Source organism: Shinella zoogloeoides (assembly GCF_003574625.1).
GTDB classification, from domain to species: Bacteria; Pseudomonadota; Alphaproteobacteria; order Rhizobiales; family Rhizobiaceae; genus Shinella; species Shinella zoogloeoides_A.
This window is the reverse complement of the sequence record NZ_QNUJ01000006.1, coordinates 13,311-36,331: the sequence shown is the minus strand read 5'-3', so window position 1 is coordinate 36,331 and position 23,021 is coordinate 13,311. Positions and strand designations below refer to the sequence as shown.

Genomic DNA, 23,021 nt, shown 5'->3' with positions numbered 1-23,021 from the left:
GTCTCCCCTGCCGGACCCGTCTAGTGCCTGCCGCCTTCGAGATAGGCGGCGCGCACTTCCGGATTGGCCAGCAGTTCCTTGCCCGAACCGCTCATCGTCACCTGGCCGTTGACCATCACATAGGCCCGGTCGGAGAGCTTGAGGGCGGCGAAGGCGTTCTGCTCGACGAGGAACACGGTCAGGCCCTGTTCCTGGTTCAGCACCTTGATGGCGTCGAAGATGCCCTTGACGATCAGCGGCGCGAGGCCGAGCGAGGGTTCGTCGAGAAGCAGCAGCTTCGGACGGGCCATCAGCGCGCGGCCGATGGACAGCATCTGCTGCTCGCCGCCCGAAAGCGTGCCGCCACGCTGGGCCTGGCGTTCCTTGAGGCGCGGGAAGAGCGTGAAGATCTTCTCCACGTCTTCGTTGAAATATTTCAGGTTGTCGAGGCTCGCCCCCATCTGGAGGTTCTCGAACACCGTCATGCGCGGGAAGATGCGGCGGCCTTCCGGCGACTGGGCGATGCGGCGGCGGGCGATCAGGTGCGTCGGCAGGCGCGTGATGTCCTCGCCGTCGAAGGTGACCGTACCGGCGCGGGCCTGCGGGCTGCCGCAGATCGTCATCATCAGGGTCGACTTGCCGGCGCCGTTGGCACCGATCAGCGAGACGATCTCGCCCTTGTTGACCTCGACGTCGACACCGGCCAGCGCGCGGATATTGCCGTAATAGGTCTCCACGCCCTTCACGCTGAGAAGCGTATCGCTCATTCCTGCGATCCTCCCTCAGTGCTTTCGATCTCTTCGATTTCCTCGATCACCTCTTCGACCTCATCATCTTCGACACCGAGATAGGCCGCGATAACCTTCGGATCGTTCTTCACATGCTCCGGCGTGCCGTCGGAGATCTTCTGCCCGTATTCGAGCACGACCACATGGTCGGAGATCTCCATGACGACCGACATGTCGTGCTCGATGAGCAGGATCGACGTGCCGCTGTCCTTGCGGATGGAGCGCAGCAGTTCGTTGAGCGCGAGGGATTCGCGCGGGTTGAGGCCGGCCGCCGGCTCGTCGAGGCACAGGAATTCCGGCCCCGTGCACATGGCGCGGGCGATTTCCAGGCGCCGCTGCGCACCGTAGGGCAGGTCCCCCGCCGGGTCGTCGGCGCGCTCGATGAGGTCCGCCTTCTCCAGCCAGTGCTTGGCGACATCGATCGATTCCGCCGAAGCCTTCTTGTAGGCCGGCAGGCCGAGGAGGCCGAGGATCGTGTAGCCCGAGGCCTTCATCAGCTTGTTGTGCTGGGCGACGAGCAGGTTCTCCAGCACGGTCAGGCCCGAGAAGAGCCGGATGTTCTGGAAGGTGCGCGCCACCTTGGCATCACGCGTGATCTCGAAATCCGCCATGCGCTCGAGGAGAAATTCCCTGCCCCCCTTCTGGCGCATGGTGATCATGCCCATGGTCGGCTTGTAGAAGCCGGTGACGCAGTTGAACACCGTGGTCTTGCCTGCGCCGTTGGGACCGATCAGCGCGGTGATCTCGCCGCGCTCGGCCTCGAAGGAGAAGTCGTTGATGGCCATCAGGCCGCCGAAGCGCATCGACAGATGCTCGACCTTGAGAATGGGATCTTTCGTCATCGTATGGGTCGCTGTATCCGTTCCGGGCGCCATCAGCCGTGCCCTTCCTTGGTGAAGCTGCCGGAGACGGCCTTGCGCTCCTTGAGGAAGGCGGTCGGCTCACGGCTTCCGACGAAGCCGCGCGGCTTCCAGACCATGACGGTGACCATGGCGAGGCCGAAGATCAGCATGCGGTAGAGTTCCGGGGTGAAGTCGGGCCCGAAGACCTGCTTGAGGAACTGCATCTCGCGCAGGAGTTCCGTGCCCCCGACCATCAGCGCCGCGGCGACGGCGATGCCGACCAGCGAGCCCATGCCGCCGAGAACCACGATGGCGAGAATGATCGCCGATTCGAGGAAGACGAAGCTCTCCGGCGAGACGAAGCCCTGGCGCACGGCGAAGAACGAGCCGGCGATACCGCCGAACATGGCGCCCGTGGCGAAGGCCGTCAGCTTGGTCGTCACCGTGTTGATGCCGAGCGAGCGGCAGGCGATCTCGTCCTCGCGCAGCGCTTCCCAGGCCCTGCCGATCGGCATGCGGCGCAGGCGGATCGTCACATAGGCGGTGAGCAGCGCCAGCGCCAGGATGAGATAGAACAGGAAGATCTTGTAATAGGCCGAGGACATCGGCAGGCCAAAGGCCTTGGTGAAGTTGTTCGGCGCGGAAACGTCGAAGGACCAGATGCCGAAGACCGAGGCCTTGGGAATGCCCGAGACGCCAAAGGTGCCCTTGGTGACTTCCGTCCAGTTGATGAGGACGAGGCGGATGATCTCGCCGAAGGCGAGCGTCACGATGGCGAGGTAATCGCCCTTCAGGCGCAGCACCGGGAAGCCGAGGATTATGCCCCAGAAGGCGGCAAGGATGCCGGCCAGCGGCAGCAGGACCCAGAAGGACAGGCCGAAATACTGCGACAGCAGCGCATAGGAATAGGCGCCGACCGCATAGAAGGCGACGTAGCCGAGGTCGAGCAGGCCGGCAAGGCCGACGACGATGTTGAGGCCCCAGGCGAGCATCACGTAGATCAGGATCTGGATGCCGAAGTTATCGACCCATTTCAGCGAGCCCTGCACGCCGAAGATCGATACGGCGAGGAAAGGATAGATCAGCAGGAACGCAATGGCGATCTTGCTGAAATTGCGCTTGAAGAAGCTCTCTTCGGCTTCCACGGCCGGCTTTGCCGCGGCGGCGGCCTTGCGGGCGGCCATCCAGGGGCGCAGATAGGCGACGGTGAGGAAGCGGCCGACGGCGGCGACGATCACGAAGATCGCCAGCAGTCCCCAGCGCTGGTTGAGAACCAGCTCGTTGCGGATGTTCTGGGTGGTCTCGAGGCCGACAAAGAGGACGAAGAGGCCGAGCGAGACGAGGCCGGCGAAAAAGCCCTCGCGCAGAGCCCGCGCCGTCAGGTTCCCGCCGGCGCTCTCATTGGTATTCGAAATGTTGGACATGGATCAAACCTTCTCGACTTCCGGTCGTCCGAGAATACCGGACGGCTTGAAGATCAGGACGATGGCGAGGATGGAGAACGTCGCGACGTCCTTGTAGTCGATGGTGAAGTATGCGGACCACAGGCTCTCGATGAGGCCGATCAGCATGCCGCCGAGCACGGCGCCCGGCAACGAGCCGATGCCACCCAGAACAGCAGCCGTGAAGGCCTTGACGCCCGGGATGAAGCCGTCGGTGAAGACGGTCACGCCGTAATACATCAGGTACATGGTGCCGGCGACGGCGGCCAGCGACGCGCCCATGATGAAGGTTACGGAGATCGTCCGGTCGACGTCGATGCCGAGCAGCGCCGCCATCTTGCGGTCCTGCTCCGTGGCGCGCTGGGCGCGGCCGAGCGAGGTCTTGTTGACGATGTACCAGAAGGTCGTCAGCAGCACGACCGTCAGCACCATGATGATGATCTGCTTGAGCGAGATCGCGATGCCGAAGACGTTGTAGACCGAGGAAACCAGCGGCGGGATCGGCTTGTTGCGTGGACCCTGCGTGACCTGGATGAAGTTCGACAGCGCGATCGACATGCCGATCGCCGTAATCAGCGGCGCAAGGCGGAACGAGCCGCGCAGCGGCCGGTAGGCCACCTTCTCGATCGTCCAGTTCCACAGCGACGCCGTCAGCATCGCCGCGGCGATCATCACCAGCAGCAGGATGACGACCGGAAGGCCGGCGAACACGCTGGTCAGGATCAGGAAGGTGATGAGAGCGGCAAATCCGCCGAGCATGAAGATATCGCCATGGGCGAAGTTGATCATGCCGATGATGCCGTAAACCATGGTATAGCCAATGGCTATCAGCCCGTAGATCGAGCCAAGAGTCAGCCCGTTGACGAGCTGCTGCACGAAGTATTCCATATATATAATCCCCCGGATGCGGTTCCTGAAGGGCCGCATCTCTTTTTCTTACCGCTCATTTTAGAGCTTGTTCGACAAGGGGATTCCATACCGCTTTCGAGACAAAAGGGAAGCCCAAAATGCCCGGATCGACAATTTCTTTGGCCGGAAGCGTTAAATGGCGCGTTTAACGCCACGAAAACCAAAAATTCGGCAGCGAAATCGGCATTTTGCCCTCAAGGATGCGCAGAATCACGAGACGCCCGTTCCAATGTGGAACAGGCAACTCATCGCGTCGCGAAATCCACCGACAGATCGTGGCTGCGTGCCATGATCTTGAGATCGTCCACCAGCGCCCCGGCGAAGCTGCGCATCGCCACGAGATCGAAACGCGTCTCTCCGGTGCGGGCGAGATTGACGGAGAGGTGGTTGCACAGGACGTTCGCCGCGCGCCCGACAGGAAACGCGTCGATATGCAGATCGATGCCGACGCCGTTTGTCAGGATGCGCGCGGCATCGGGACCCGAAAGCGTCACGGCCGTCCGGCCGTGGCTCTGGTCGACGACATGGGCATGATCGCCGAGCCGGACGGCAAGCTCGGCGGCCAGCGTTTCCGGCGCATGCGCCTCCGACAGGACCAACCATTCGCCGGGGCCGGCAAAGCGTGCCTCGAACGCGCCGTCGGCGACGAGGATGCCGGCCGCCTCCGCCTTGCGGCCGGGCGCCGCCAGCACCACGGCGATCGCGAGCGCCCGGTGGACGGCGAGATGATTGGCGCGCCGCGCGGAGATCGCGCCGATCGTGCCGTCGAGCGGGTGAACCGCCTGATAATCGTAAGCCATCGCCCCTACCTCACGCCATCAGCTTCGCATTGCCCGGATCGACGAAGACCGGATCGCAGACTTCCGCCATGGTCTCGACGCCGCGCAACTGGTCCCACACCACGATCTTCTCGCCGTAGCGCTCGCGCCCCGATTTCAGGAAGGCGAGCGCGATGGGCCCGCCCACCGTCGGCGAGAAGCAGGCGGAGCTGACCCAGCCCTGGTCGTTGAGCGTCGAGGGCTTGGCGCCGTCCTTCAGGAGATGCGCCCCGGCGCGGATATCCTTGTCGGCCTCCAGCGCGCGCAGCCCGACGAGTTGCGCGCGATCAGCCGCCGTCAGGCCGAAGCGGGTGGAGAGCCGCTTGCCGATGAAGTCCGGCTTGCCGCCCGCCAGCATCCGGCCGAGGCCTGCATCGTCGGGCGTGACGCGGCCGTCGAGCTCAGCATGGGTGACATGGCCCTTCTCGATGCGCAGCACGTTAAGCGTCTCGACGCCATAGGCGCAGATGCCGTGCGGCGCGCCCGCCCGCATGAGCGCATCCGCGACCGCCTCGCCGTAGCCGGCCGGCACCGCCAGCTCATAGGCCAGTTCCCCCGAGAAGGAGATACGGAAGAGCCGCGCCCTGAGATTGCCCTTGAGGCGCACCTCGCGGGCGGCAAGGAACGGGAAGGCCGCGCTGGAAATGTCGTCCTCGACCAGCGCCTGGAGGATCGTCCGCGCCTTGGGCCCGGCAATCGACATCTGCGCCCACTGGTCGGAAACGGACAGGAAGCGCACACGAAGCTCCGGCCACAGAGCCTGCGCGGCGAATTCCATATGCGCCAGCACGCCGCTGGCCATGGCCGTCGTGGTGGTGATCAGGAAATGCTCCTCGCCTAGCCGGCTCACCGTGCCGTCGTCGAAGACCATGCCGTCCTCGCGCAGCATGAGGCCGTAGCGGGCCTTGCCGACAGGCAGCCGGAACATGGGGTTGCAGTAGAGCCGATTGAGGAATTCGGCGGCATCCGGCCCGAAGACCTCGATCTTGCCGAGCGTCGAGACATCGCAGAGGCCGGCGCTCTCGCGCACGGTGCGCACCTCGCGGTCGACGCTCTCGCGCCAGGCCGTCTCCCCCGCTCTCGGGAACCAGGCCGGGCGATACCAGAGCCCCGCATCGATAAAGACCGCGCCGTTGCGCGCCGCCCAGCCATGCAGCGGCGAGCGGCGGACCGGCATGGCATGCTCGCCCGCCGACGTTCCCGCAAGCGCGCCGAAGGAAACCGGCGTGTAGAAGGGCCGGAAAGTCGTGGTGCCGACCTCCGCCGGGCTGACGCCGCGCATGCCCGCCAGGATGCCGACGGCGTTGATGTTGCCGAGCTTGCCCTGGTCGGTCGCCATGCCGCTCGTCGTATAGCGCTTGGCATGCTCGACATGGCCGAAGCCCTCGCGCACGGCAAGGCCGAGATCCCCGGTATGGACGTCGTTCTGGAAATCGACGAAGGCCTTGGATTTCGCGCCGGGCACATGCCAGAGCGCCGTGAAGGACGGATCCACCTCCTCGCCGACGACAGGGGGCGTGAATGCGGCAGCGGGCCGTCCGAGCGCCTCGGCGATGGCCGACGCCTTGCGCGCGCCGTCCTCGAAGCATTCCGAAAGGCGGTAGCGCCCCGCCGCGGCACCGGCCGTGATCAGCCCCGGGCCGGCATCCGGCGCCAGGAACGCCTGCAGCGCCTCCGACCAGACGGGCTTGCCGCCGCGCTGGCAGGCAAGGTGGATCACCGGGCTCCAGCCACCGGACATGGCCACGGCATCGCAGGCGATCAGCTCCTCGAAGCCGCCGCGGTCGCTGACGACGGCACGCACCCGCTGCCGGCCTTTCGTATCGACGACGGAAGCGCCACGAATGAGCCGCACGCCTTCCGGCGCCGCATCCGGAGCGTTGGTGCGCGTATCGATGAGCGCGGCGATCTCGATGCCCTGCGCCGAGAGGTCTGCGGCCGTGCGGTAGCCGGACGAGCCGTTGGTGAAGACCGCGACGGATTTGCCGACGGCGACGCCGAAGCGGTTGGCATAGATGCGCGCGGCGTCCGCCATCAGGACGCCCGGCCGGTCGTTGCCGCCGAAGACCAGCGGCCGCTCTTCCGCGCCGGTGGCGAGGATCGCGTGCTTCGCCACGATGCGCCACAGGCGCTCGACGGGCCTTGCGGCGTCGATTGCGGCGCCATGCTTCTGCACGCGCTCAAGGGCGCCGAAGACATTGTCGTCGTACCAGCCGAAGACGGTGGTGCGCGGCAGGAGCGTGACGTTCGGGCTGTTATGCAGTTCGTCGACCGCATGACGGGCGAAGAGGAAGGGCGCCTCGCCATTAAGCCGCGTCGTCTCGCCGAGCAAGGCGCCGCCGAACACGAAATCCTGCTCGGCGAGGATAACCCGCAACCCCGCGCGCGCCGCGACCAGCGCGGCCGCAAGGCCCGCGGGCCCCGAGCCGACCACGAGCAGGTCGCAATGCGCCCAGCTCTTCTCGTAGCCGTCCGGATCACGCGGCAGCTTGGTGCGGCCGAGGCCCGCCGCCCGGCGGATCAGCGGCTCGTAGACCTTCTCCCAGAAGGCCGCCGGCCACATGAAGGTCTTGTAGTAGAACCCCGCCGACAGGAAGCGCGACATCAGGTCGTTCACCGCGCCGATATCACGGGCAAGGCTCGGCCAGCGGTTCTGGCTGGTGGCGACGAGGCCGTCGTAAAGTTCGGCGACCGTCGCCCTGGTGTTCGGGTCGCGCCGCGCGCCGCTGCCGACGGTGACGAGCGCATTCGGCTCGGAGGGGCCGGCCGTCACGATGCCGCGCGGGCGATGATACTTGAAGCTGCGGCCGACGAGCAGCCTGTCATTGGCCAGCAAGGCCGAGGCGAGCGTGTCGCCGGCATGGCCGGCAAGGCTTGCGCCGTCGAAGGAGAAGCGCACCGCATGGCTGCGGTCGATGAGGCCGCCGGAGGTAAGGCGATAGCCGGTCATGCCGCGCCCTCCTTCTGCGCTGCCGCATCGGTTACCGTAAAGACTTCATGGGTGAAATTGTCCCGCTCCACCACCAGCCAGCGCCGGCAGCCGGCGGCATGATGCCAGTGCTCGTGGATGCGCCCACGCGGATTGGCGCGCACATGTACATAGTCGTGCCAGGCCTCGTCATCGGCCATTGGGCCGGGACGGACGGGCGTCGCATCGCCGCGAATGTAGAATTCTTCCTTGGGGCGCGTGCCGCAATGCGGACAGGAAATCAGGCTCGCCATGCTGGCCTCAATGCAGGTTCGGCTGGGTGCCGGCGCCCAGCTCATCGATGGGGAACCCGCGCTGGAAGCGGTCGAGACGCAGCGCCCGCGCGACGTGATGGCTCTCCTCCTTCGCGATCAGATGCGCGAAGCAGAAGCCGGATGCCGGCGTCGCCTTGAAGCCGCCATAGCACCAGCCGCAGTTGAGATAGAGGTTCTCGACGGGCGTGCGGTCGATGATCGGCGAGCCGTCCATAGACATGTCCATGACGCCGCCCCAGGCACGCAGCACACGCACGCGGGAAAGACCGGGGATCATCGCCACCCCTTCCTCCATCACATGCTCCACGGTCGCAAGGTTGCCGCGCTGGGCATAGGAGGAATAGCCATCCAGCTCCGCGCCGAAGACCAGCCCGCCCTTGTCGGACTGGGAAATGTAGAAATGGCCCGCGCCATAGGTGACGACATGGTCGAGGCAGGGCTTCAGCCCCTCGGTGACGAAGGCCTGCAGGACATGGGTCTCGATCGGCAGCTTCAGCCCGGCCATCTCGCCGACACGGGAGGAATTGCCGGCGGCGGCGAGCGCCAGCTTGTTGCAGCCGATAAAACCCTTCGTCGTCTCGACGCCGGTGACAATACCATTCTCGCGGCGGATGCCCGTGACCTCGCAGTTCTGGATGAGGTCGACGCCGAGCCGGTCCGCGCCGCGCGCAAAGCCCCAGGCGACGGCATCGTGCCGCGCCGTGCCCGCGCGCCGCTGCAAAAGACCGCCCATGATGGGGAAGCGGGCATGGTCGAAGTTCAGGAAAGGCATCATCTTCTTCAGCGTCTCGCGGTCGAGAAGCTCGGCCGCGACGCCCTCCATCATCATGGCATTGCCGCGCCGGACATACCGGTCGCGCTGCCCGTCATTGTGATAGAGATTGATGACGCCGCGCTGCGAGAACATCACATTGTAGTTGAGTTCCCGCTCCAGCCCTTCCCAGAGCTTCAGCGAGAATTCGTAGAACGGCTCGTTGCCGGGCAGCATGTAGTTCGAGCGCACGATGGTCGTGTTGCGGCCGACATTGCCGGAGCCGAGATAGCCCTTCTCCACCACCGCGACATTGCGGATGCCGAATTCCTTCGCAAGGTAATAGGCCGTCGCGAGCCCATGCCCGCCGCCCCCGACGATGATCACGTCGTAATGCGGCTTCGGCTGCGGCTCCCGCCAAGCGGGCTTCCAGCCGAGGTTTCCGGCAAAGGCTTGTTTCAGGATGGAAAAGGCGGAGTAGCGCATGCGAAATCCCGGATCAGTCGACACACATTCGCATATGCAGCACAAACGGCAAGACGGGAGAGCGTCGCAGCCCCTGTCGCACGGTTCTTTCCACATGGTTGCAGCGATGCGCCACATTGCTTTCGCCCCATGCGGGAGCTAAGCCATGAGCCATGCAGAGCGACCTCGAAGAGCTGAGACAGGTGATGGAAGACGCGGCGCTTGCCGCGGGCCGCGCCATCATGACGATCCGCGGCAGCGGAGCGGACGTGCATTACAAGCCCGACAGCTCCCCGGTGACGGAAGCCGACGAGGAGGCCGAGCGGCTGATCCTCGCCGCCCTGCGGCAACACTTTCCCGCCATCCCCGTCGTGGCGGAAGAAGCGGTCGCGGCCGGGCTGGTGCCTGATATTTCCGACGGTCTCTTCTTCCTCGTCGATCCGCTCGACGGCACGAAGGAATTCGTCGCCGGACGCAGCGAATTCACCGTCAACATCGCCCTCGTCGAAAACGGCGCGCCCATCGCCGGCATCGTCTACGCCCCGGCGCTGTCGAACGGCTTCACCGCCGTCGACGGACGCGCCGAGCGCTTCACGGTCGACGGCGGCGCGATCGTCGAACGCCGGCCCATCGGCTGCCGCGGCCGCGGCAGCGCGCTGACGGCCGTCGCCAGCCGCTCGCACGACACGCCCGAGACGGCGCGCTTCCTCGACGACCACGGCATCGACGCCTGCACCGCCATCGGGTCGTCGCTGAAATTCTGCCTCGTCGCCGAGGGCCTCGCCGACGTCTATCCCCGCTTCAGCCGGACGATGGAATGGGACACGGCGGCGGGCGACGCCGTGCTGCGCGCCGCCGGCGGCGAAACACGCATGCTCGACGGCACGCCGCTCACCTACGGCAAGCGCAACCAGCCCCACGACGCGGATTTCGCCAATCCGAACTTCATCGCCGCACGGACGGGGTGGAGCGCGGGCGGGGGAAATTGACCGATCCCCAATCCCGACGTCATCCTCGGGCTTGACCCGAGGATTCATGCTCCATCCGCTGCGTGTGGATGCTCGGATCAAGCCCGAGCATGACCGAGGAGAGGGCGCGGGTGACAGCTTGAGCGTCGCGACGCAAGTCACACCGCGCCAATCATTCTGCGCATCTCACACTGCCGGAAGCGGCTCGACGGGTTCGGGCTCGGGCGCAGGCACCTCCCCGTCCCGGTCCTCCGGCTTGATGCGGAACCAGGCGATGTAGAGCGCCGGCAGGAAGAGCAGCGTCAGCACCGTCCCGACGATGATGCCGCCCATCATGGCATAGGCCATCGGCCCCCAGAACACTTCGCGCGAGATGGGAATGAGCGCCAGGCTCGCCGCCGCCGCCGTCAGCATGATCGGCCGCATGCGATGCTCCGTCGCCTCGCGCACGGCATCCCAGGCATGCATGCCTTCGCGCCTCAGGTCCTCGATCTGCACGACGAGGATGACCGAGTTGCGGATCAGGATGCCGATGAGCGCCAGCACCCCGAGGATCGCCACGAAGCCGAGCGGCGCCCCGCTGCCGAGCAGCGCGATGACCACGCCGATGAGCGCCAGCGGCGCCACCGCGAAGACGAGGAAGAGCCGCGAAAAGCTCTGGAGCTGCAGCATCAGGATCGTCGCCATGGCGAACAGCATCAGCGGCACGACGGCGACGATGGGCGCCTGGCTGTTGGCGCTTTCCTCCACCGTGCCGCCGACGACGACCTTGTAGCCGGAGGGCATGCCCTGCCGGAAGCTCGCGACGTCCTTGTCCAGCTGCGAGACGATGGTGGCCGGCTGCACGCCGCCGGTGACGCTCGCCTTGACGGTGATGGTGGGCTGGCGCGAGCGGCGCCAGACGACCGGCTGCTCCATCTCGTAGCGGAAGTTCGCGACGGCCGCGAGCGGCACGGAGGTCCCGTTCGCCGTCGGGAGCTGGAGCTGGCGCAGCGTCTCGATGGACTGGCGCTCGTCCGCCCGCGCCCGGCCGATGACGTCGATCAGGTAGACGTCGTCGCGGATCTGGGTGACGGTCGTACCGCCGACGACGCCGTTCAGCGCCGAGGAAATGTCCTGCGAGGTCACGCCGAGCTGGCGGGCCTTGTCCTGCAGCACATCGACCTTCACGACGCGGGCCGGCTCGTTCCAGTCGTAGACGATGTCGCCGAGATGGTCGTTCTTGCCGATGAGTTCGCCGAAGGCGAGCGCCTGCTTGCGCACTTCCTGGATATCCGGCCCGCTGACGCGGTACTGGATCGGCCGGCCGACCGGCGGGCCGATGTCGAGGAGCTTCACAAGCGCGTCCGTGCCGACGAAGGTCTTGCGCAGGTAATCCTGCAGGTCCGCCTTGAGACGGTCGCGCGCCTCCAGGTCCTTGCTGACGATGACCGTCTGGCCGAAGGCCGGCGACGGTGGCTGCACGTCGAAGGAGAGCAGGAAGCGCACCGCGCCCTCGCCGACATAGGAGGACCAGCGCTCGATGTCCGGATTGCCCTTGAGCTTTTCCTCCTCGAGTTTCGCGATCTGCGCATTGGTGTCGGCGATCGAGGCGTTCTGCGGCAGACCCCAGTCGATCACCAGTTCCGGCCGGTCCGAGGACGGGAAGAACTGCTCCTGCACGAAGCGCATGCCGAAGACCGAGACGAAGAAGATGAGCACGGTCGCGACGATGGTCGTCCACTTCCAGCGCATGCAAGTATCGAGGATGCGCGCGAAGGTGCGGGCGAACCAGCCCTTCTCGTCGTGATGCTTCTTCATGCTCTTCGGCAGGATGGTGACGCCGAGCAGCGGCGTGAAGATCACCGCGACGACCCAGGAGACGACGAGCGAGATCGCGATGACGACGAAGAGACTGAAGGTGAACTCGCCGGCCGCGCTGTTGTTGAGACCGATCGGGATGAAGCCCGCGACCGTCACCAGCGTGCCGGTCAGCATCGGGAAGGCGGTGGAGGTATAGACATACGTCGCCGCCTTGCGCAGCGAATCCCCCGCCTCGAGCCGCGCCACCATCATCTCCACCGCGATCATGGCATCGTCGACGAGAAGGCCGAGCGCGATGATAAGCGCCCCGAGCGACACGCGCTGCAGGGATATGCCGTCGTAATACATGAAGACGAAGGTGATGCCGAGCGTCAGCGGGATGGAGAGTGCCACGACGAGCCCGGCGCGAAGGCCGAGGCTGACGAAGCTGACGACGAGCACGATGGCGACCGCCTCGAAGAGCGCGCGGGTAAAGCCGGAAACGGCCTCCTCCACCACCTTCGGCTGGTCGGAAACGAGATGCACGTCGACGCCCACCGGCAGCTCGTGCGAAAGCTGCTCGATCTCCTTCTCGACGGCCGCGCCGAATTCCAGGAGGTTCGAGCCCTGCTTCATGCCGATGGCAAGGCCGATGGCCGGCTCGCCGTTGAAGCGGAAGAGCGACGACGGCGGGTCCTGGTAGCCGCGGGTGATCGTGGCGATGTCGCTGAGGCGGAAGAAGCGGTTGTTGACGCGAAGGTTCACTTCGCGAAGGCTTTCCTGCGAGGTGAACTGCCCGCCGACGCGCACGGCGACGCGCTCGCCGTCGCCCTGCACCACGCCGGAGGGTGAAATCGCGTTCTGCGCCTGCAGCGTGGCGACCACCTGCTGGGTGGAGATGCCGAGCGCGGCAAGCTGGCGCGTCGAGAACTCGAGATAGATGACCTCGTCCTGCGCGCCGATGAGGTCGACCTTGCCGATATTCGGCACGGTGAGCACGCGGCGGCGGGCGTCCTCCACATAGTCGCGCAACTGGCGGGAGGTCAGGCCGTCGGCGGTGAAAGCATAGATATTGCCGAAGACGTCGCCGAACCGGTCGTTGAAGGCGGGGCCGACGACGCCAGAGGGAAACTCACCGCGAATGTCGTTAATCATGTTGCGGACGGTCAGCCAGGTCGGCGCGACATCGCGCGCGCGGGTCGTCGGCTTCAGGTTGACGAAGACGAGCGTCTGGCCGGGCGTCGTGATGCTGCGGCTGAAATCGAGCGATTCCAGCTCTTCCAGCTTGCGCTCGATGCGCTCGGTCACCTGCCGCGTCGTCTCCTCGACGGAGGCGCCGGGCCAGGCCGCGCTGATCGTCATCGTTTTGATGACGAAGGACGGATCCTCCTCGCGGCCGAGATTCTGGTAGGTGAAGAAACCGAGCAGCGCGAAGACGATCATGAAGTACCAGACGAGCGAAGCATGTTCGAGCGCCCAGTCCGAAAGGTTGAACTTCTTCATAGGCTTGCCTCGTCCTCGATCTTCACTTTCTGGCCTTCTTCAAGGCTGTGCACGCCGGCGGTGACGACACGGTCGCCCTCCTTGAGGCCGCTCGTCACGGCAAGGGAGTGCCCGGCGGTCGTTCCCGTCTCGACGGGCACGAGATGCACCTCGCCCTTGCCCACATCGACCAGCCAGACATGCGGCTTGCCGTCCTTGGTCAGCACCGCGCTTTCCGGCACCATGAGGGCGGTGAGATCCGGCCCTTCGAGTTCGGCGGTGATCGTCGTGCCGAGCCGCACCGTATCCGGCGGGTTCTCCAGCGCGATCTTGACGCGCCGCGTGCGGGTCGCCGCATCGGCGGAGGGAGCGACCTCGCGCACCACGCCCTTGACGGTGACGGCGGGATTGATCTGCAGCGACACCTCGAAGCGGCTGCCGACGGCCACGCCGCCGGAAGTTTCCGGAATGTCGACGACCGCATCGCGCTCGTCCGGCCGCGCGACCGTGACGATGGCCTCGCCCGGCGAGACCGTCTGGCCGACTTCCGCGCCCGTCGCCACCACGACCCCGTCGAATTCGGCCAGGATACGGGTATAGGAAAGCTGCTCTTCCGCCTTCACCAGCGCCGTGCGCGCCCGCGTCACGCCGGCATCGGCCGCCTCGCGGGACTGCTCGGCGCTCTCGACGGCCGCCTTGGCGGCGGCATTCGACTGGAGCAGCGTCTTCTGCCGCTCCTGGTTGGCGACGGCGCTCGCAAGCGTCGCCTCCGCGCTGGAAAGCTCGGCGCGCGCCGAGCGGACGGCGAGCTCATAGGCCGTGGCGTCGAGCACGGCGAGCACGTCGCCCTTCTGCACCAGATCGCCGACATGGACGCTGCGCGAGACGAGGCGGCCGGCGACGCGCGAACCGAGAGCGGCCTGGACCTTCGCCTGCACCGTGCCGGCAAAACGCGTGCCGGGCAGCGCGGAGGGCGCGACGACCAGCGACAGCACCGGCCGGGGCGGCGCGGCCGCCTCTTCCTCCTTCTTGCAGCCGGCAAGCGCCAGCGCGGCGATAACGGCGATGGCCAGCGGAACGGACATCCTCATTGGGCGCCTCCTTCGAGGGCGGTGACGGTCTGGCCGGGCCGCAAGAGCTTCGTGCCGTCGGCGACATAGGTCTCGCCTTCCTCGATGCCGCCCGAAACGAGCGCCGAGCCGGTCTCGAAGGAAAGCACCTCGACCGGGCGAAGACTGACGGTGTTGTTCGCCTTGTCGACGATCCAGAGCGCGGGTCTGCTGCCGACGCCGGAAAGCGCCTGCCACGGCACGACCGCGACGCGGCGGGGCGCGAGCGAGCCGACGCCGACGACGGACGCGCCGAGCGTCATTTCCGGCGGCGTCTGGTCCATGGCGATCTTGACGCGCACGGTACCGGTCTGCGTGTCGATGGTCGGGGACACCTCGCGCACATGACCGGTCGTGCGGACCTTGTCGTCCCTCAGCAGCGTGACGATCACGCCGTCCTTGGAAGGCTGCTCGAAGAAGAGCGATTCGTAGACGTTGAAGACGGCGTCGCGCGGACCGGTATCGGCGATGGTGAACATGGTCTGCGCCGCCTGCGCCACCTGCCCCGCCTCGGCGAGGCGCGCGGTCACGATGCCGTCCGCCGGCGCGCGCAGCTCGGTATAGGAAAGGAGTTCCTTCGCCGTGTCGCTCTGGGCGATGGCGGCCTCGCGGGCGCTTTCGGCCGTGCGCAGCGCGGTCTCCGCGTCGTCGAAGTCACGCCGCGTGCTGATACCGTCGTTGAGGAGGGATTTCTGGCGGTCGAAATTGGCGCGGGCGAGCTTGAGCTGGGCCTCGGCGGCGCGAATGCCGGCCTCTCCGGCCTCCACATCCGCCTTCTGCTCCTCAGGATCGAGGCGCGCCAGGACCTGGCCTTCCTTCACCGCGTCGCCCACATCGACGAACCACCCGGTGATGCGCCCGCCGACACGGAAGGAGAGATCCGTCTCCACCCGCGCCACCACCTCGCCGGTGATGGTGACCGTCTGCTCGCGTTCCTCGAAGTGGACCGGCGCCGTGCGCACCGGACGCGACGCACCATCGGCAAGCGCCGGCATGGCCGTGGCGGACAGCAGCAGCGCTGCCAGCATCATTCTGCCCGATCGGGTCATCGTCGTCTCCACCGTTGCAGAACCCATTTAGTGTGGGTCCTCATTATATCGCGAAGAGCAGACTGGCAAGCCTTCACACCATCGGGCGTTGAGCGTGCCGGGGCAGAGTGTGGCGAAGTCTTTCCGAAAAGCCAATCGGGGAACGTGCTGCGGCGAAAAATAGAATAAGTCATTCGCCTCAGGGACGTAGCCGTCGCCCGTCCTTCAAGACGAGAAAGCCGCCGGGCAGCCCGGAAACGTTGGTGTTTCTCTGCGGCTGCACGGCGGCTTTATCGGAGCGCCGTTTTCCAGCGCTTCTATCGGTCCCCTCTGGACCTTCCCGAAGAAAAGCAGGAAGCGTGCCAATCGCGGAAGGCGACACACAGACATGTAAATTCAATGGCTTGACGATTACCCATCGCGGCAGGGCGGCGGGCGCGTCAACCCGATCTGTTCAAAAGCTGGGCAAAGTACAAATCCCGAGCGCAAAAGAAGGGCGGCCCTTGGCGGACCGCCCCTCTCCCCAGCCCCGGTTCCGTTCCCGGCGGCTATCTCAGAATTCTTCCCAGTCCTGCGCCGCAGCGCCCGCCGCGGCCGGCTGTCCGCCCCCGCCGAAGGCACGGGCAAGCTTGCTGCCGAGAGCCCGAGCACCGGATGCGACCGGACGATGCTCGGCGGATGAGGCCACGGCGGGCCGCGCATCGGTGGCGCCCATTCCGAGACGGAACTGCGCGAGCAGCGTGTTGAGGGCCGAGGCCTCGGTCGCCAGCGCATGGCTTGCCGCCGTCTGCTCTTCCACCATGGCCGCATTCTTCTGCGTGCCCTGGTCGATGGAATTGACCGCCGAACTGATCTCGTTGAGACCCGTCGACTGCTCGCGTGCCGAGCGCACGATCGCCGCGACGTTCTGGTCGATCTCCTGCACCTGGTCGACGATCTCGGAGAGCGCCGAGCCGGTCTCGCCGACGAGCGCGACACCGAGATTCACCTGCTCGCCCGACTTGGTGATGAGCGCCTTGATCTCCTTGGCGGCATTGGCCGAGCGCTGGGCAAGCTCGCGCACTTCCTGCGCGACGACGGCAAAACCCTTGCCGGCCTCCCCTGCCCGCGCCGCTTCCACGCCGGCATTGAGGGCGAGAAGGTTGGTCTGGAAGGCGATCTCGTCGATGACCCCGATGATGTTGGAGATTTCGCGCGAGGAAGCCTCGATGCCGCTCATCGCACCCACCGCCCGTCGCACGACGTCGCCGGACTTTTCCGCGCTGGCACGGGTGCGCTCGACGAGATGGCCGGCATCTTCCGCCCGGCGCGTCGCGTCCTTGAGCGAGGTGGTGATCTCCTCCAGCGCCGCCGCCGTCTCCTCGACGGAAGCGGCCTGCTGCTCGGTGCGCTTGGCGAGGTCGTCGGAAGCCGTGCGGATTTCCGCCGAGCCGGCCTGGATGGCATTGGCATTGCTGCCGACCGAGCGAAGGGCCGATTGCAGCTTCTCGACGGAGATATTGAAGTCGTGGCGAACCTGATCGAGCGAGCCGGCGAAGGCCTGTTCGATCCGGTGCGTCATGTCGCCGTCGGCAAGCTTCTGAAGCCCCTCGGCAAGCGCCTCGACGGCCATGCGGGTCTGGCGCTCGCGCTCGGCGGCCTCCTCGGCGCGCTGGCGGCGTTCGTCCTCGGAAAGCGCGCGGTTCTGCTCCGCCTCGCCTTCGAGGCGGATCTTGGCGAGCGTCGCATCGCGCAGCACGGCCAGCGACCGGGCCATTTCACCGATCTCGTCCTGGCGGCCGGATTCGGAAAGATCGACATCCGTGCGGCCGGCGGCGATCTCGCTGGTGGCAACGATGACCTTGTCGAGCCTCTTGCGGAAGCGAGCCGCCAGCAGCCAGCCGATCGCCACCATCAGCCCGGCGGCGATGGCGATGACGACCGTCGAGGTAAGCGCCAGCGCGGAAAGATGCGAGAACAGCACCGACTTCGGCACGGAGACGACGGTGAACCATGTGGTGCCCGGCACCAGCGGCACCGGCACGGCGACGGCGATGGACGAAACACCACCGACATCCTTGATTTCCATCGCCTTTTCGGGGTTGGCGAGCAGCGCCTTCCAGACCTCGGCATCGAGGCCGGAATCGCCGAGCGTCTTGCCGAGCGCGGCCTGGTCGGGATGACTGATGATGCTGCCGCCCTGGCTGAGCAGCGCGACATAGCCCTCGCCCAGCGGCTTCAGCCGCGCCATGTCGGCGGCAAGCGAATCGAGCGCGATGTCGACGCCCGTCTCGCCCTTGAATTCGCCGTCGAAGAGGAGCGGCACCATGAAGGAGGTCATCAGCACATTCTTGCCGCCGATGACATAGCTGTAGGGCTCGGTCAGGAAGTCCTTCCCGGTCGCCTTGGGCACCTGGTAGTAGTCGCCGGGGCCGGGCTTGTCGTAGTCGACCAGCGCCTCCATGCCGACCTTGCCCTCGTTGCGCACGAAATAGGGAATGTAGCGGCCCGTCGCGTCGTGACCCGGCTTGTTCCTGTATTCCTCGTCCTTGCCGTCGAAGGCATTCGCCTCCCAGCCGGTGCTGACGCCGAGCGCATAGGGATTGTCCGCCATCAGGCGGTCGAAGATGCCGTTCATCGTCTCGCGGCTCGGCGTACCCGTCGCCTTCACCGCATAGAGGGTGGAGCGCATGTTCCAGCTCAGCGCCTTGACCTTGGCGAAATAGGTTTCGACCTTGCCGGCGCTCGCCTCGGCAGCATTCACCATTTCCGAGATCGACCGTTCCTCCACCGCCCGGTAGGACAGCCAGAGCAGAACGCCCGCGGTCGCGACGGTGGTGGCAACGCCGGCCGCCACGATGGCGAACATGTTCCGGGCAGTCGCAGTCTTTGGCAGCATGAAACGTCTCCTTGCATCCGGGCGTGCAGGCACGCACCGGCATTCGTCGGGAAATGGCGGAAACATGCCGGCGGACGCGGCGAAACAGAGACGAAGTCATTTCGCAGACCCGGAGCGTAAGCGCGTACTGGTTTATGAAACGATAAAATTCGAATGAACGATATTCGGAACGGAATGCCGGCTGGTGCGCTTTTCCCGAAGGCCGGTTTTTCAGGGCATCGGAGCGCATTTCACGGCTGCGGCGCCCTCGGGAGGACCGTTCGGAAAAAGTGAACAATGCGTTCGCCCAGCCCGGCCTTCCGGCAGGCGGCGCAAAGGGCGATATTCGCCTCAATGCAAGGCGCCGAAACCGACGCCGCACCCGAACATCCCGGACGGTTCCGGGGAGGAGTTATCATGACCCTTAAGCTCACAGGCATCCATCACCTGACGGCAATCACCGCGAACGCCGCGGAGAACCTGCATTTCTATACGCAGGTACTCGGCCTGCGCCTCGTCAAGAAGACGGTGAACCAGGACGACACGACCGCCTACCACCTCTTCTACGCCGACGGCCTCGCCTCGCCCGGCACGGACCTCACCTTCTTCGACTGGCCGGTCGGCCATGAGCGCCGCGGCACGCACAGCGTCTCGCGCACGGGCCTTCGCGTCGCAAGTCTCGACACGCTCGAATGGTGGAAGGCCCGTCTTGCCGACCTGAAGGTCAAGGCCGGCGAGATCCGCGATGTCGGCGGTCGCGCCACGCTCGATTTCGAGGATGGCGAAGGCCAGCGCTTCCGCCTGACCGTGGACAATGCCGGCGCGCCTTCCAATCCCTGGGAGAAGAGCCCCGTTCCGGCCGAACACCAGATCAAGGGCCTCGGCCCCATCACGCTCAGCGTGCCCGATCTCCGCAACACGGAAATCGTGCTGACCGAGGTGATGAACATGGCGGAGACCTCGACCTATCCGAACCCGGACGGGGCGGGCGAGGTTCACGTCTTCTCGATGGGCGACGGCGGGCCGGCGGCCGAACTGCATGTCGCCGTCGAGCCGGACCTGCCGGTCGCCCACCAGGGCGCGGGCGCCGTGCACCATGTCGCCTTCCGCGCCCCGGACATCGAGGCGCTTCATGCCTGGACGGAGCGGTTGCGCGGCTTCCGCGTGCCTTCCAGCGGCGAGGTCGAGCGCTTCTATTTCCGCTCGCTCTATTTCCGCGAGCCGAACGGTATCCTGTTCGAGATCGCGACGGACGGCCCCGGCTTCGCCGTGGACGAGCCGCTCGAGACCCTCGGCGAGAGCCTGTCGCTGCCGCCCTTCCTCGAGCCGCGCCGCGCGCAGATCGAGGCCCGGCTGAAGCCGCTCGCCTGACCCCAACCGAAACCCCGGCGTGGCTGAACCCCCGCCGGGGTTTTTGCACCCTCACAGCGGAGAAAAGACATGACCAGACTGGTGGCAATCTCGGGCAGCCTGCGCAAGGCCTCCTTCAACACGGCGCTGCTGCGCGCCGCCCTCGACATGGCGCCGGAGGGCGTCGAGATCCTCGAGGGCACCATCCGCGGCATTCCGCTCTACGATGCGGACGTGGAAGCCTCCGACGGCATCCCGCAGGCGGTCGCCCGCCTCAAGGACCAGGTGGCCGAAGCCGATGGCGTGATCCTCTTCACGCCGGAATACAACAACGGCATTCCCGGCGTCTTCAAGAACGCCATCGACTGGATGAGCCGCCCGCCGGCCGATATCCCCCGCGTGTTCGGCGGCAAGCCCTTCGCCATCGCCGGCGCCTCGCCCGGCAATTTCGGCACGCTGCTCTCGCAGGAAGCCTGGCTTCCCACCATGCGCACGCTCGGCACCGTGCCGTGGTTCGGCGCCAAGCTGATGGTCTCGCGCGCCGCCACCGTCATCGAGGACGGCCGGATCGTCGACGAGGCGACCGAAAGGAAATTGCGCGACTTCATCGCCGGCTTCGCCGCCTTCGTCGCCAACTTCAAGGACTGACCGGCAAAAAAGGGGCGCGCCTTGCGGCGCGCCCCTTTTTATATTGTGTCGTCGCAGGCCTCAGCCGACGACGCGTTCCTTGTAGGCTTTCGCCAGGTCCAGATCGGCGATGCCGATATCGTGGCCGGCGGCGAGCAGCTTGTGCTCCATCGTCGCGCCGGCTGCCGCAAGATGCGCCTCGAGGTCGCCGGCATAGCGGCCGTAGGGATCCGTCTCGCCACTCACCATCAGCACGTTCGCGCCGGAAAGATCGGCGGCGGGCACCGTCTCCAGAACGTTCATGCCGCGCAGCAGCACGGCGTTGCGGATGACGCCCGGATGCAGCAGCATCACCGCCCCGATCATGTTCGCGCCGTTGGAATAGCCGACGAACAGCGTCTTTGCCGGATCGAGCCCATAGGCGGCATTCGCCCCTTCCATGAAAGCCGCGAAGGCTTCCGCCTCGCTGGCGAGCTCCTTCTGGTCGAAAGTGACGGCCGTCAGGCGGCGGAAGAAGCGCGGATAGCCCTCGTCCATGCTGCGGCCGCGCGGGCTGAGCAGCACCGCATTAGGCGCAAGCCGCGCGCCGAACGGCAACAGGCTGGTCTCGTTGCCGCCGGTGCCGTGCAGCAGCACGACCGCGGTGCCATCGGGATTTTCCGGGCGATGCACCCGGTGGATGAAGGGCAGGTCCCGTTCGCTCATTCTTTCTTCTCCGGGCAGGGAAAATTGCGGAAGCCGGGCACGGACATCATCCGGATCGGCGCGGAAATGCCGGGGAACGAACAGCCTGGCGCCGAGCGTTTCCAGCGGCTCGTCGACCGTCATGCCGGGCGCGTCCGTCGCATATTCGACGAGCGAGCCGCCCGGCTCGCGGACATAGAGCGAGTAGAAATAGGTGCGGTCGTGCATGTTGGTGTCGCCCGCATCCTCGGCGGCAAGCCGGCCTGCCGCCGCTTCCACGGCCGCCCGGTCCGGCGCCCGCAATGCGACATGGTCGATCGTGCCCGTGCCGGGCGCCGAGGTCCAGAAGCCGCTCGCATCGCGGATGTCGAGCACGTCGCCCGCATCGCCGGCGAGCCGCACGATGCCGTCCGCCTCGGCCGCCCTGCGGAAGCCGAAATGCCCGCCGATGAAGGCGGCGGTCTCCGCCGGTCTTTCCGACAGGATCGTCGCGCCGCGGATGCGCTGGATGGCGTCGCCTGCCGCGATGTCCTTCGTGACATGCGGCGCCGGGCCTTCCACGCCCGCCTCGCCGACGAGCTTGACGATGATGCCGTCGGGGTCCTTCAGCCGGAGCACGGGCTCGCCGAACTCCTGCGCCGGGCCCGTCATCGCGATGTTCTGCGTCAGGGCGCGCGTCAGCCAGAAGCCGATGGCTTCCGGCCGGATGGCGAAGGCGATCTCCGACGGCTGGCCGAGCCCGACCCGCCCCGGGGAACCGTCTTCCCAGGCGAGGAAGGTGACCAGCGAGCCGGGGCTCGCCGCCGCATCGCCATAGAAGAGATGGAGCTGGTCGGCGTCCTCGTAGCCGGCCGTCCGCTTGACGAGCCTGAGGCCGAGGAAGCCCGCATAGAAATCGACGTTCGCCTGGATCTTCCGGGTAATGCCCGTGATGTGATGGATGCCGCTTGTCATGGGGCACCTCCTTTCGCGAGCACCCAATCAGGATTTGGCCATCCGCGCCAGCCGGCGCCCGGTGAATGCACTGTCCATAAAACAAGACCGGCCCCGCTGATGGCGAGGCCGGCCGATGCCGGCGCGACTGCGCCGGAGCGTCTGGAATTTGGTTCAGGCGGCCGCGATATGGGCCGGCGACATCGCCCGCGTCGAGGCGGACGGGTCGTTGAGGAGACGGCGGATCGCGGCGCGCACCTCGTCTGCCGAGGAGAAACGCTGGGAATCCAGGTCCCACACGGAATATTTGACGGCGACGAACTTCAGCCGATCCTCGTCGGGAACGACGACGCCGACAGCCTCACCACCGATTTCGATAACCTGCTTTTGCATAACAACTCCTGCCGCGCCTAAAGGCACAGCCAATTCAATTTGCGCTTATTCGACGGAGGGGACTTCAGTTCACATTCGGCGGAGGGCCGTATGCACTTTCCCTTTGATCGTTTCACGACAGGAGCACGCCACACGCACGGAGGCGATGCAGTTGATATCGTACATGACACACTCCCTCTGGTTGGCGCTGACGCTGAAAAAAGGACGCGTCAGAGACGGACCGAAACAGACGCATGCGGTCCTCATGCGATGCTCCAACACATAAGCGGCTCTCCTTTCCTTGTCAAGGAAATCCGTAGAATTTTGGAAAAAATTACTGCCGGATTTGTGTGACAATTCGAATCGCAAAATAGTTTTCGCGCTTGCAGCATATTCCAGGAAAATATGTCGCCAAGACGGACATTCCGGGGAAAAGCCGTGACGCAACCCTGCGGCGGCGCGGAAAGGCCGCCACCTCACCCTATGGGCGAAGATCGCCGCATTGGGCAAATGCTCCAGTTGCCCATGGGACACACACCCGAAACGAAGCGGGGAAAAAACGCTGTGGGACCATTCTTTTTCGCGATGGAGG

General features: G+C 66.0%; 17 protein-coding genes. 3 read left to right on the top strand and 14 right to left on the bottom strand.

Annotated elements, in window-relative coordinates:
* Positions 1-20: 20 nt before the first annotated feature.
* The 8 genes from DSD28_RS12955 to DSD28_RS12920 form a co-directional block, all read right to left on the bottom strand.
* Positions 21-746, bottom strand: a complete 726-nt coding sequence (locus tag DSD28_RS12955; protein WP_119256830.1) for an ABC transporter ATP-binding protein — start codon at positions 744-746, stop codon at positions 21-23.
* Positions 743-1,642 carry an ABC transporter ATP-binding protein gene (locus DSD28_RS12950; RefSeq protein ID WP_119256829.1) on the bottom strand — a complete coding sequence of 300 codons (900 nt, stop codon included), beginning with the start codon at positions 1,640-1,642 and terminating at the stop codon, positions 743-745. Before DSD28_RS12950 ends, DSD28_RS12955 begins: the two co-directional genes overlap by 4 nt.
* Positions 1,642-3,033 carry a high-affinity branched-chain amino acid ABC transporter permease LivM gene (gene livM / locus DSD28_RS12945; RefSeq protein ID WP_119256828.1) on the bottom strand — a complete coding sequence of 464 codons (1,392 nt, stop codon included), beginning with the start codon at positions 3,031-3,033 and terminating at the stop codon, positions 1,642-1,644. Before livM ends, DSD28_RS12950 begins: the two co-directional genes overlap by 1 nt.
* A 3-nt stretch (positions 3,034-3,036) precedes the next feature.
* Positions 3,037-3,939 (bottom strand): branched-chain amino acid ABC transporter permease, encoded by a 903-nt coding sequence (locus DSD28_RS12940; RefSeq protein WP_119256827.1) that lies wholly within the window; start codon positions 3,937-3,939, stop codon positions 3,037-3,039.
* Positions 3,940-4,205: 266 nt separating this feature from the next.
* A complete protein-coding gene (locus DSD28_RS12935) occupies positions 4,206-4,760 on the bottom strand; it encodes a sarcosine oxidase subunit gamma (protein ID WP_119256826.1) in 555 nt (184 codons plus the stop codon).
* Positions 4,761-4,770: 10 nt separating this feature from the next.
* Positions 4,771-7,728 (bottom strand): sarcosine oxidase subunit alpha family protein, encoded by a 2,958-nt coding sequence (locus DSD28_RS12930; protein WP_119256825.1) that lies wholly within the window; start codon positions 7,726-7,728, stop codon positions 4,771-4,773.
* A complete protein-coding gene (locus DSD28_RS12925) occupies positions 7,725-8,000 on the bottom strand; it encodes a sarcosine oxidase subunit delta (protein ID WP_119256824.1) in 276 nt (91 codons plus the stop codon). Before DSD28_RS12925 ends, DSD28_RS12930 begins: the two co-directional genes overlap by 4 nt.
* Before the next feature lie 7 nt (positions 8,001-8,007).
* Complete coding sequence (locus tag DSD28_RS12920; RefSeq protein ID WP_119256823.1) at positions 8,008-9,258, bottom strand: sarcosine oxidase subunit beta family protein; 1,251 nt, start codon at positions 9,256-9,258, stop codon at positions 8,008-8,010.
* A gap of 152 nt (positions 9,259-9,410) precedes the next feature.
* On the opposite strand from DSD28_RS12920, the gene cysQ reads away from it, so the two are divergent.
* Positions 9,411-10,226, top strand: coding sequence for a 3'(2'),5'-bisphosphate nucleotidase CysQ (gene cysQ / locus DSD28_RS12915; protein WP_432430859.1), 816 nt, complete (start codon positions 9,411-9,413; stop codon positions 10,224-10,226).
* 165 nt (positions 10,227-10,391) lie between these two features.
* On the opposite strand, the gene DSD28_RS12910 is transcribed toward cysQ, so the two are convergent.
* The 4 genes from DSD28_RS12910 to DSD28_RS12895 form a co-directional block, all read right to left on the bottom strand.
* A complete protein-coding gene (locus DSD28_RS12910; RefSeq protein WP_119256822.1) occupies positions 10,392-13,490 on the bottom strand; it encodes an efflux RND transporter permease subunit in 3,099 nt (1,032 codons plus the stop codon).
* Positions 13,487-14,560, bottom strand: coding sequence for an efflux RND transporter periplasmic adaptor subunit (locus tag DSD28_RS12905; RefSeq protein WP_119256821.1), 1,074 nt, complete (start codon positions 14,558-14,560; stop codon positions 13,487-13,489). Before DSD28_RS12905 ends, DSD28_RS12910 begins: the two co-directional genes overlap by 4 nt.
* Entirely contained in the window at positions 14,557-15,627 is a 1,071-nt protein-coding gene (locus tag DSD28_RS12900) for an efflux RND transporter periplasmic adaptor subunit (protein ID WP_162911384.1), read from the bottom strand. Before DSD28_RS12900 ends, DSD28_RS12905 begins: the two co-directional genes overlap by 4 nt.
* 532 nt (positions 15,628-16,159) lie before the next feature.
* Positions 16,160-18,484: a methyl-accepting chemotaxis protein gene (locus DSD28_RS12895; protein WP_119256819.1), complete on the bottom strand. Its 2,325-nt coding sequence runs from the start codon at positions 18,482-18,484 to the stop codon at positions 16,160-16,162.
* A gap of 396 nt (positions 18,485-18,880) precedes the next feature.
* On the opposite strand from DSD28_RS12895, the gene DSD28_RS12890 reads away from it, so the two are divergent.
* Both DSD28_RS12890 and DSD28_RS12885 read left to right on the top strand, forming a co-directional pair.
* Positions 18,881-19,834: a ring-cleaving dioxygenase gene (locus DSD28_RS12890; RefSeq protein ID WP_119256818.1), complete on the top strand. Its 954-nt coding sequence runs from the start codon at positions 18,881-18,883 to the stop codon at positions 19,832-19,834.
* A gap of 69 nt (positions 19,835-19,903) precedes the next feature.
* Positions 19,904-20,461 (top strand): NADPH-dependent FMN reductase, encoded by a 558-nt coding sequence (locus DSD28_RS12885; RefSeq protein ID WP_119256817.1) that lies wholly within the window; start codon positions 19,904-19,906, stop codon positions 20,459-20,461.
* Between the two features lie 60 nt (positions 20,462-20,521).
* Here the strand turns inward: DSD28_RS12885 and DSD28_RS12880 are convergent, their stop codons facing one another.
* Positions 20,522-22,078 carry a VOC family protein gene (locus DSD28_RS12880; protein ID WP_119256816.1) on the bottom strand — a complete coding sequence of 519 codons (1,557 nt, stop codon included), beginning with the start codon at positions 22,076-22,078 and terminating at the stop codon, positions 20,522-20,524.
* Between the two features lie 153 nt (positions 22,079-22,231).
* Positions 22,232-22,450, bottom strand: a complete 219-nt coding sequence (locus DSD28_RS12875; RefSeq protein WP_119256815.1) for a hypothetical protein — start codon at positions 22,448-22,450, stop codon at positions 22,232-22,234.
* Positions 22,451-23,021 lie beyond the last annotated feature (571 nt).

Excerpts from the sequence above, each read along its gene's own strand:
- DSD28_RS12955 (WP_119256830.1), bottom strand. The coding sequence starts at position 746 with ATGAGCGATACGCTTCTCAGCGTGAAGGGCGTGGAGACCTATTACGGC.
- DSD28_RS12950 (WP_119256829.1), bottom strand. The coding sequence starts at position 1,642 with ATGGCGCCCGGAACGGATACAGCGACCCATACGATGACGAAAGATCCC.
- livM (WP_119256828.1), bottom strand. The coding sequence starts at position 3,033 with ATGTCCAACATTTCGAATACCAATGAGAGCGCCGGCGGGAACCTGACG.
- DSD28_RS12940 (WP_119256827.1), bottom strand. The coding sequence starts at position 3,939 with ATGGAATACTTCGTGCAGCAGCTCGTCAACGGGCTGACTCTTGGCTCG.
- DSD28_RS12935 (WP_119256826.1), bottom strand. The coding sequence starts at position 4,760 with ATGGCTTACGATTATCAGGCGGTTCACCCGCTCGACGGCACGATCGGC.
- DSD28_RS12930 (WP_119256825.1), bottom strand. The coding sequence starts at position 7,728 with ATGACCGGCTATCGCCTTACCTCCGGCGGCCTCATCGACCGCAGCCAT.
- DSD28_RS12925 (WP_119256824.1), bottom strand. The coding sequence starts at position 8,000 with ATGGCGAGCCTGATTTCCTGTCCGCATTGCGGCACGCGCCCCAAGGAA.
- DSD28_RS12920 (WP_119256823.1), bottom strand. The coding sequence starts at position 9,258 with ATGCGCTACTCCGCCTTTTCCATCCTGAAACAAGCCTTTGCCGGAAAC.
- cysQ (WP_432430859.1), top strand. The coding sequence starts at position 9,411 with ATGCAGAGCGACCTCGAAGAGCTGAGACAGGTGATGGAAGACGCGGCG.
- DSD28_RS12910 (WP_119256822.1), bottom strand. The coding sequence starts at position 13,490 with ATGAAGAAGTTCAACCTTTCGGACTGGGCGCTCGAACATGCTTCGCTC.
- DSD28_RS12905 (WP_119256821.1), bottom strand. The coding sequence starts at position 14,560 with ATGAGGATGTCCGTTCCGCTGGCCATCGCCGTTATCGCCGCGCTGGCG.
- DSD28_RS12900 (WP_162911384.1), bottom strand. The coding sequence starts at position 15,627 with ATGACCCGATCGGGCAGAATGATGCTGGCAGCGCTGCTGCTGTCCGCC.
- DSD28_RS12895 (WP_119256819.1), bottom strand. The coding sequence starts at position 18,484 with ATGCTGCCAAAGACTGCGACTGCCCGGAACATGTTCGCCATCGTGGCG.
- DSD28_RS12890 (WP_119256818.1), top strand. The coding sequence starts at position 18,881 with ATGACCCTTAAGCTCACAGGCATCCATCACCTGACGGCAATCACCGCG.
- DSD28_RS12885 (WP_119256817.1), top strand. The coding sequence starts at position 19,904 with ATGACCAGACTGGTGGCAATCTCGGGCAGCCTGCGCAAGGCCTCCTTC.
- DSD28_RS12880 (WP_119256816.1), bottom strand. The coding sequence starts at position 22,078 with ATGACAAGCGGCATCCATCACATCACGGGCATTACCCGGAAGATCCAG.
- DSD28_RS12875 (WP_119256815.1), bottom strand. The coding sequence starts at position 22,450 with ATGCAAAAGCAGGTTATCGAAATCGGTGGTGAGGCTGTCGGCGTCGTC.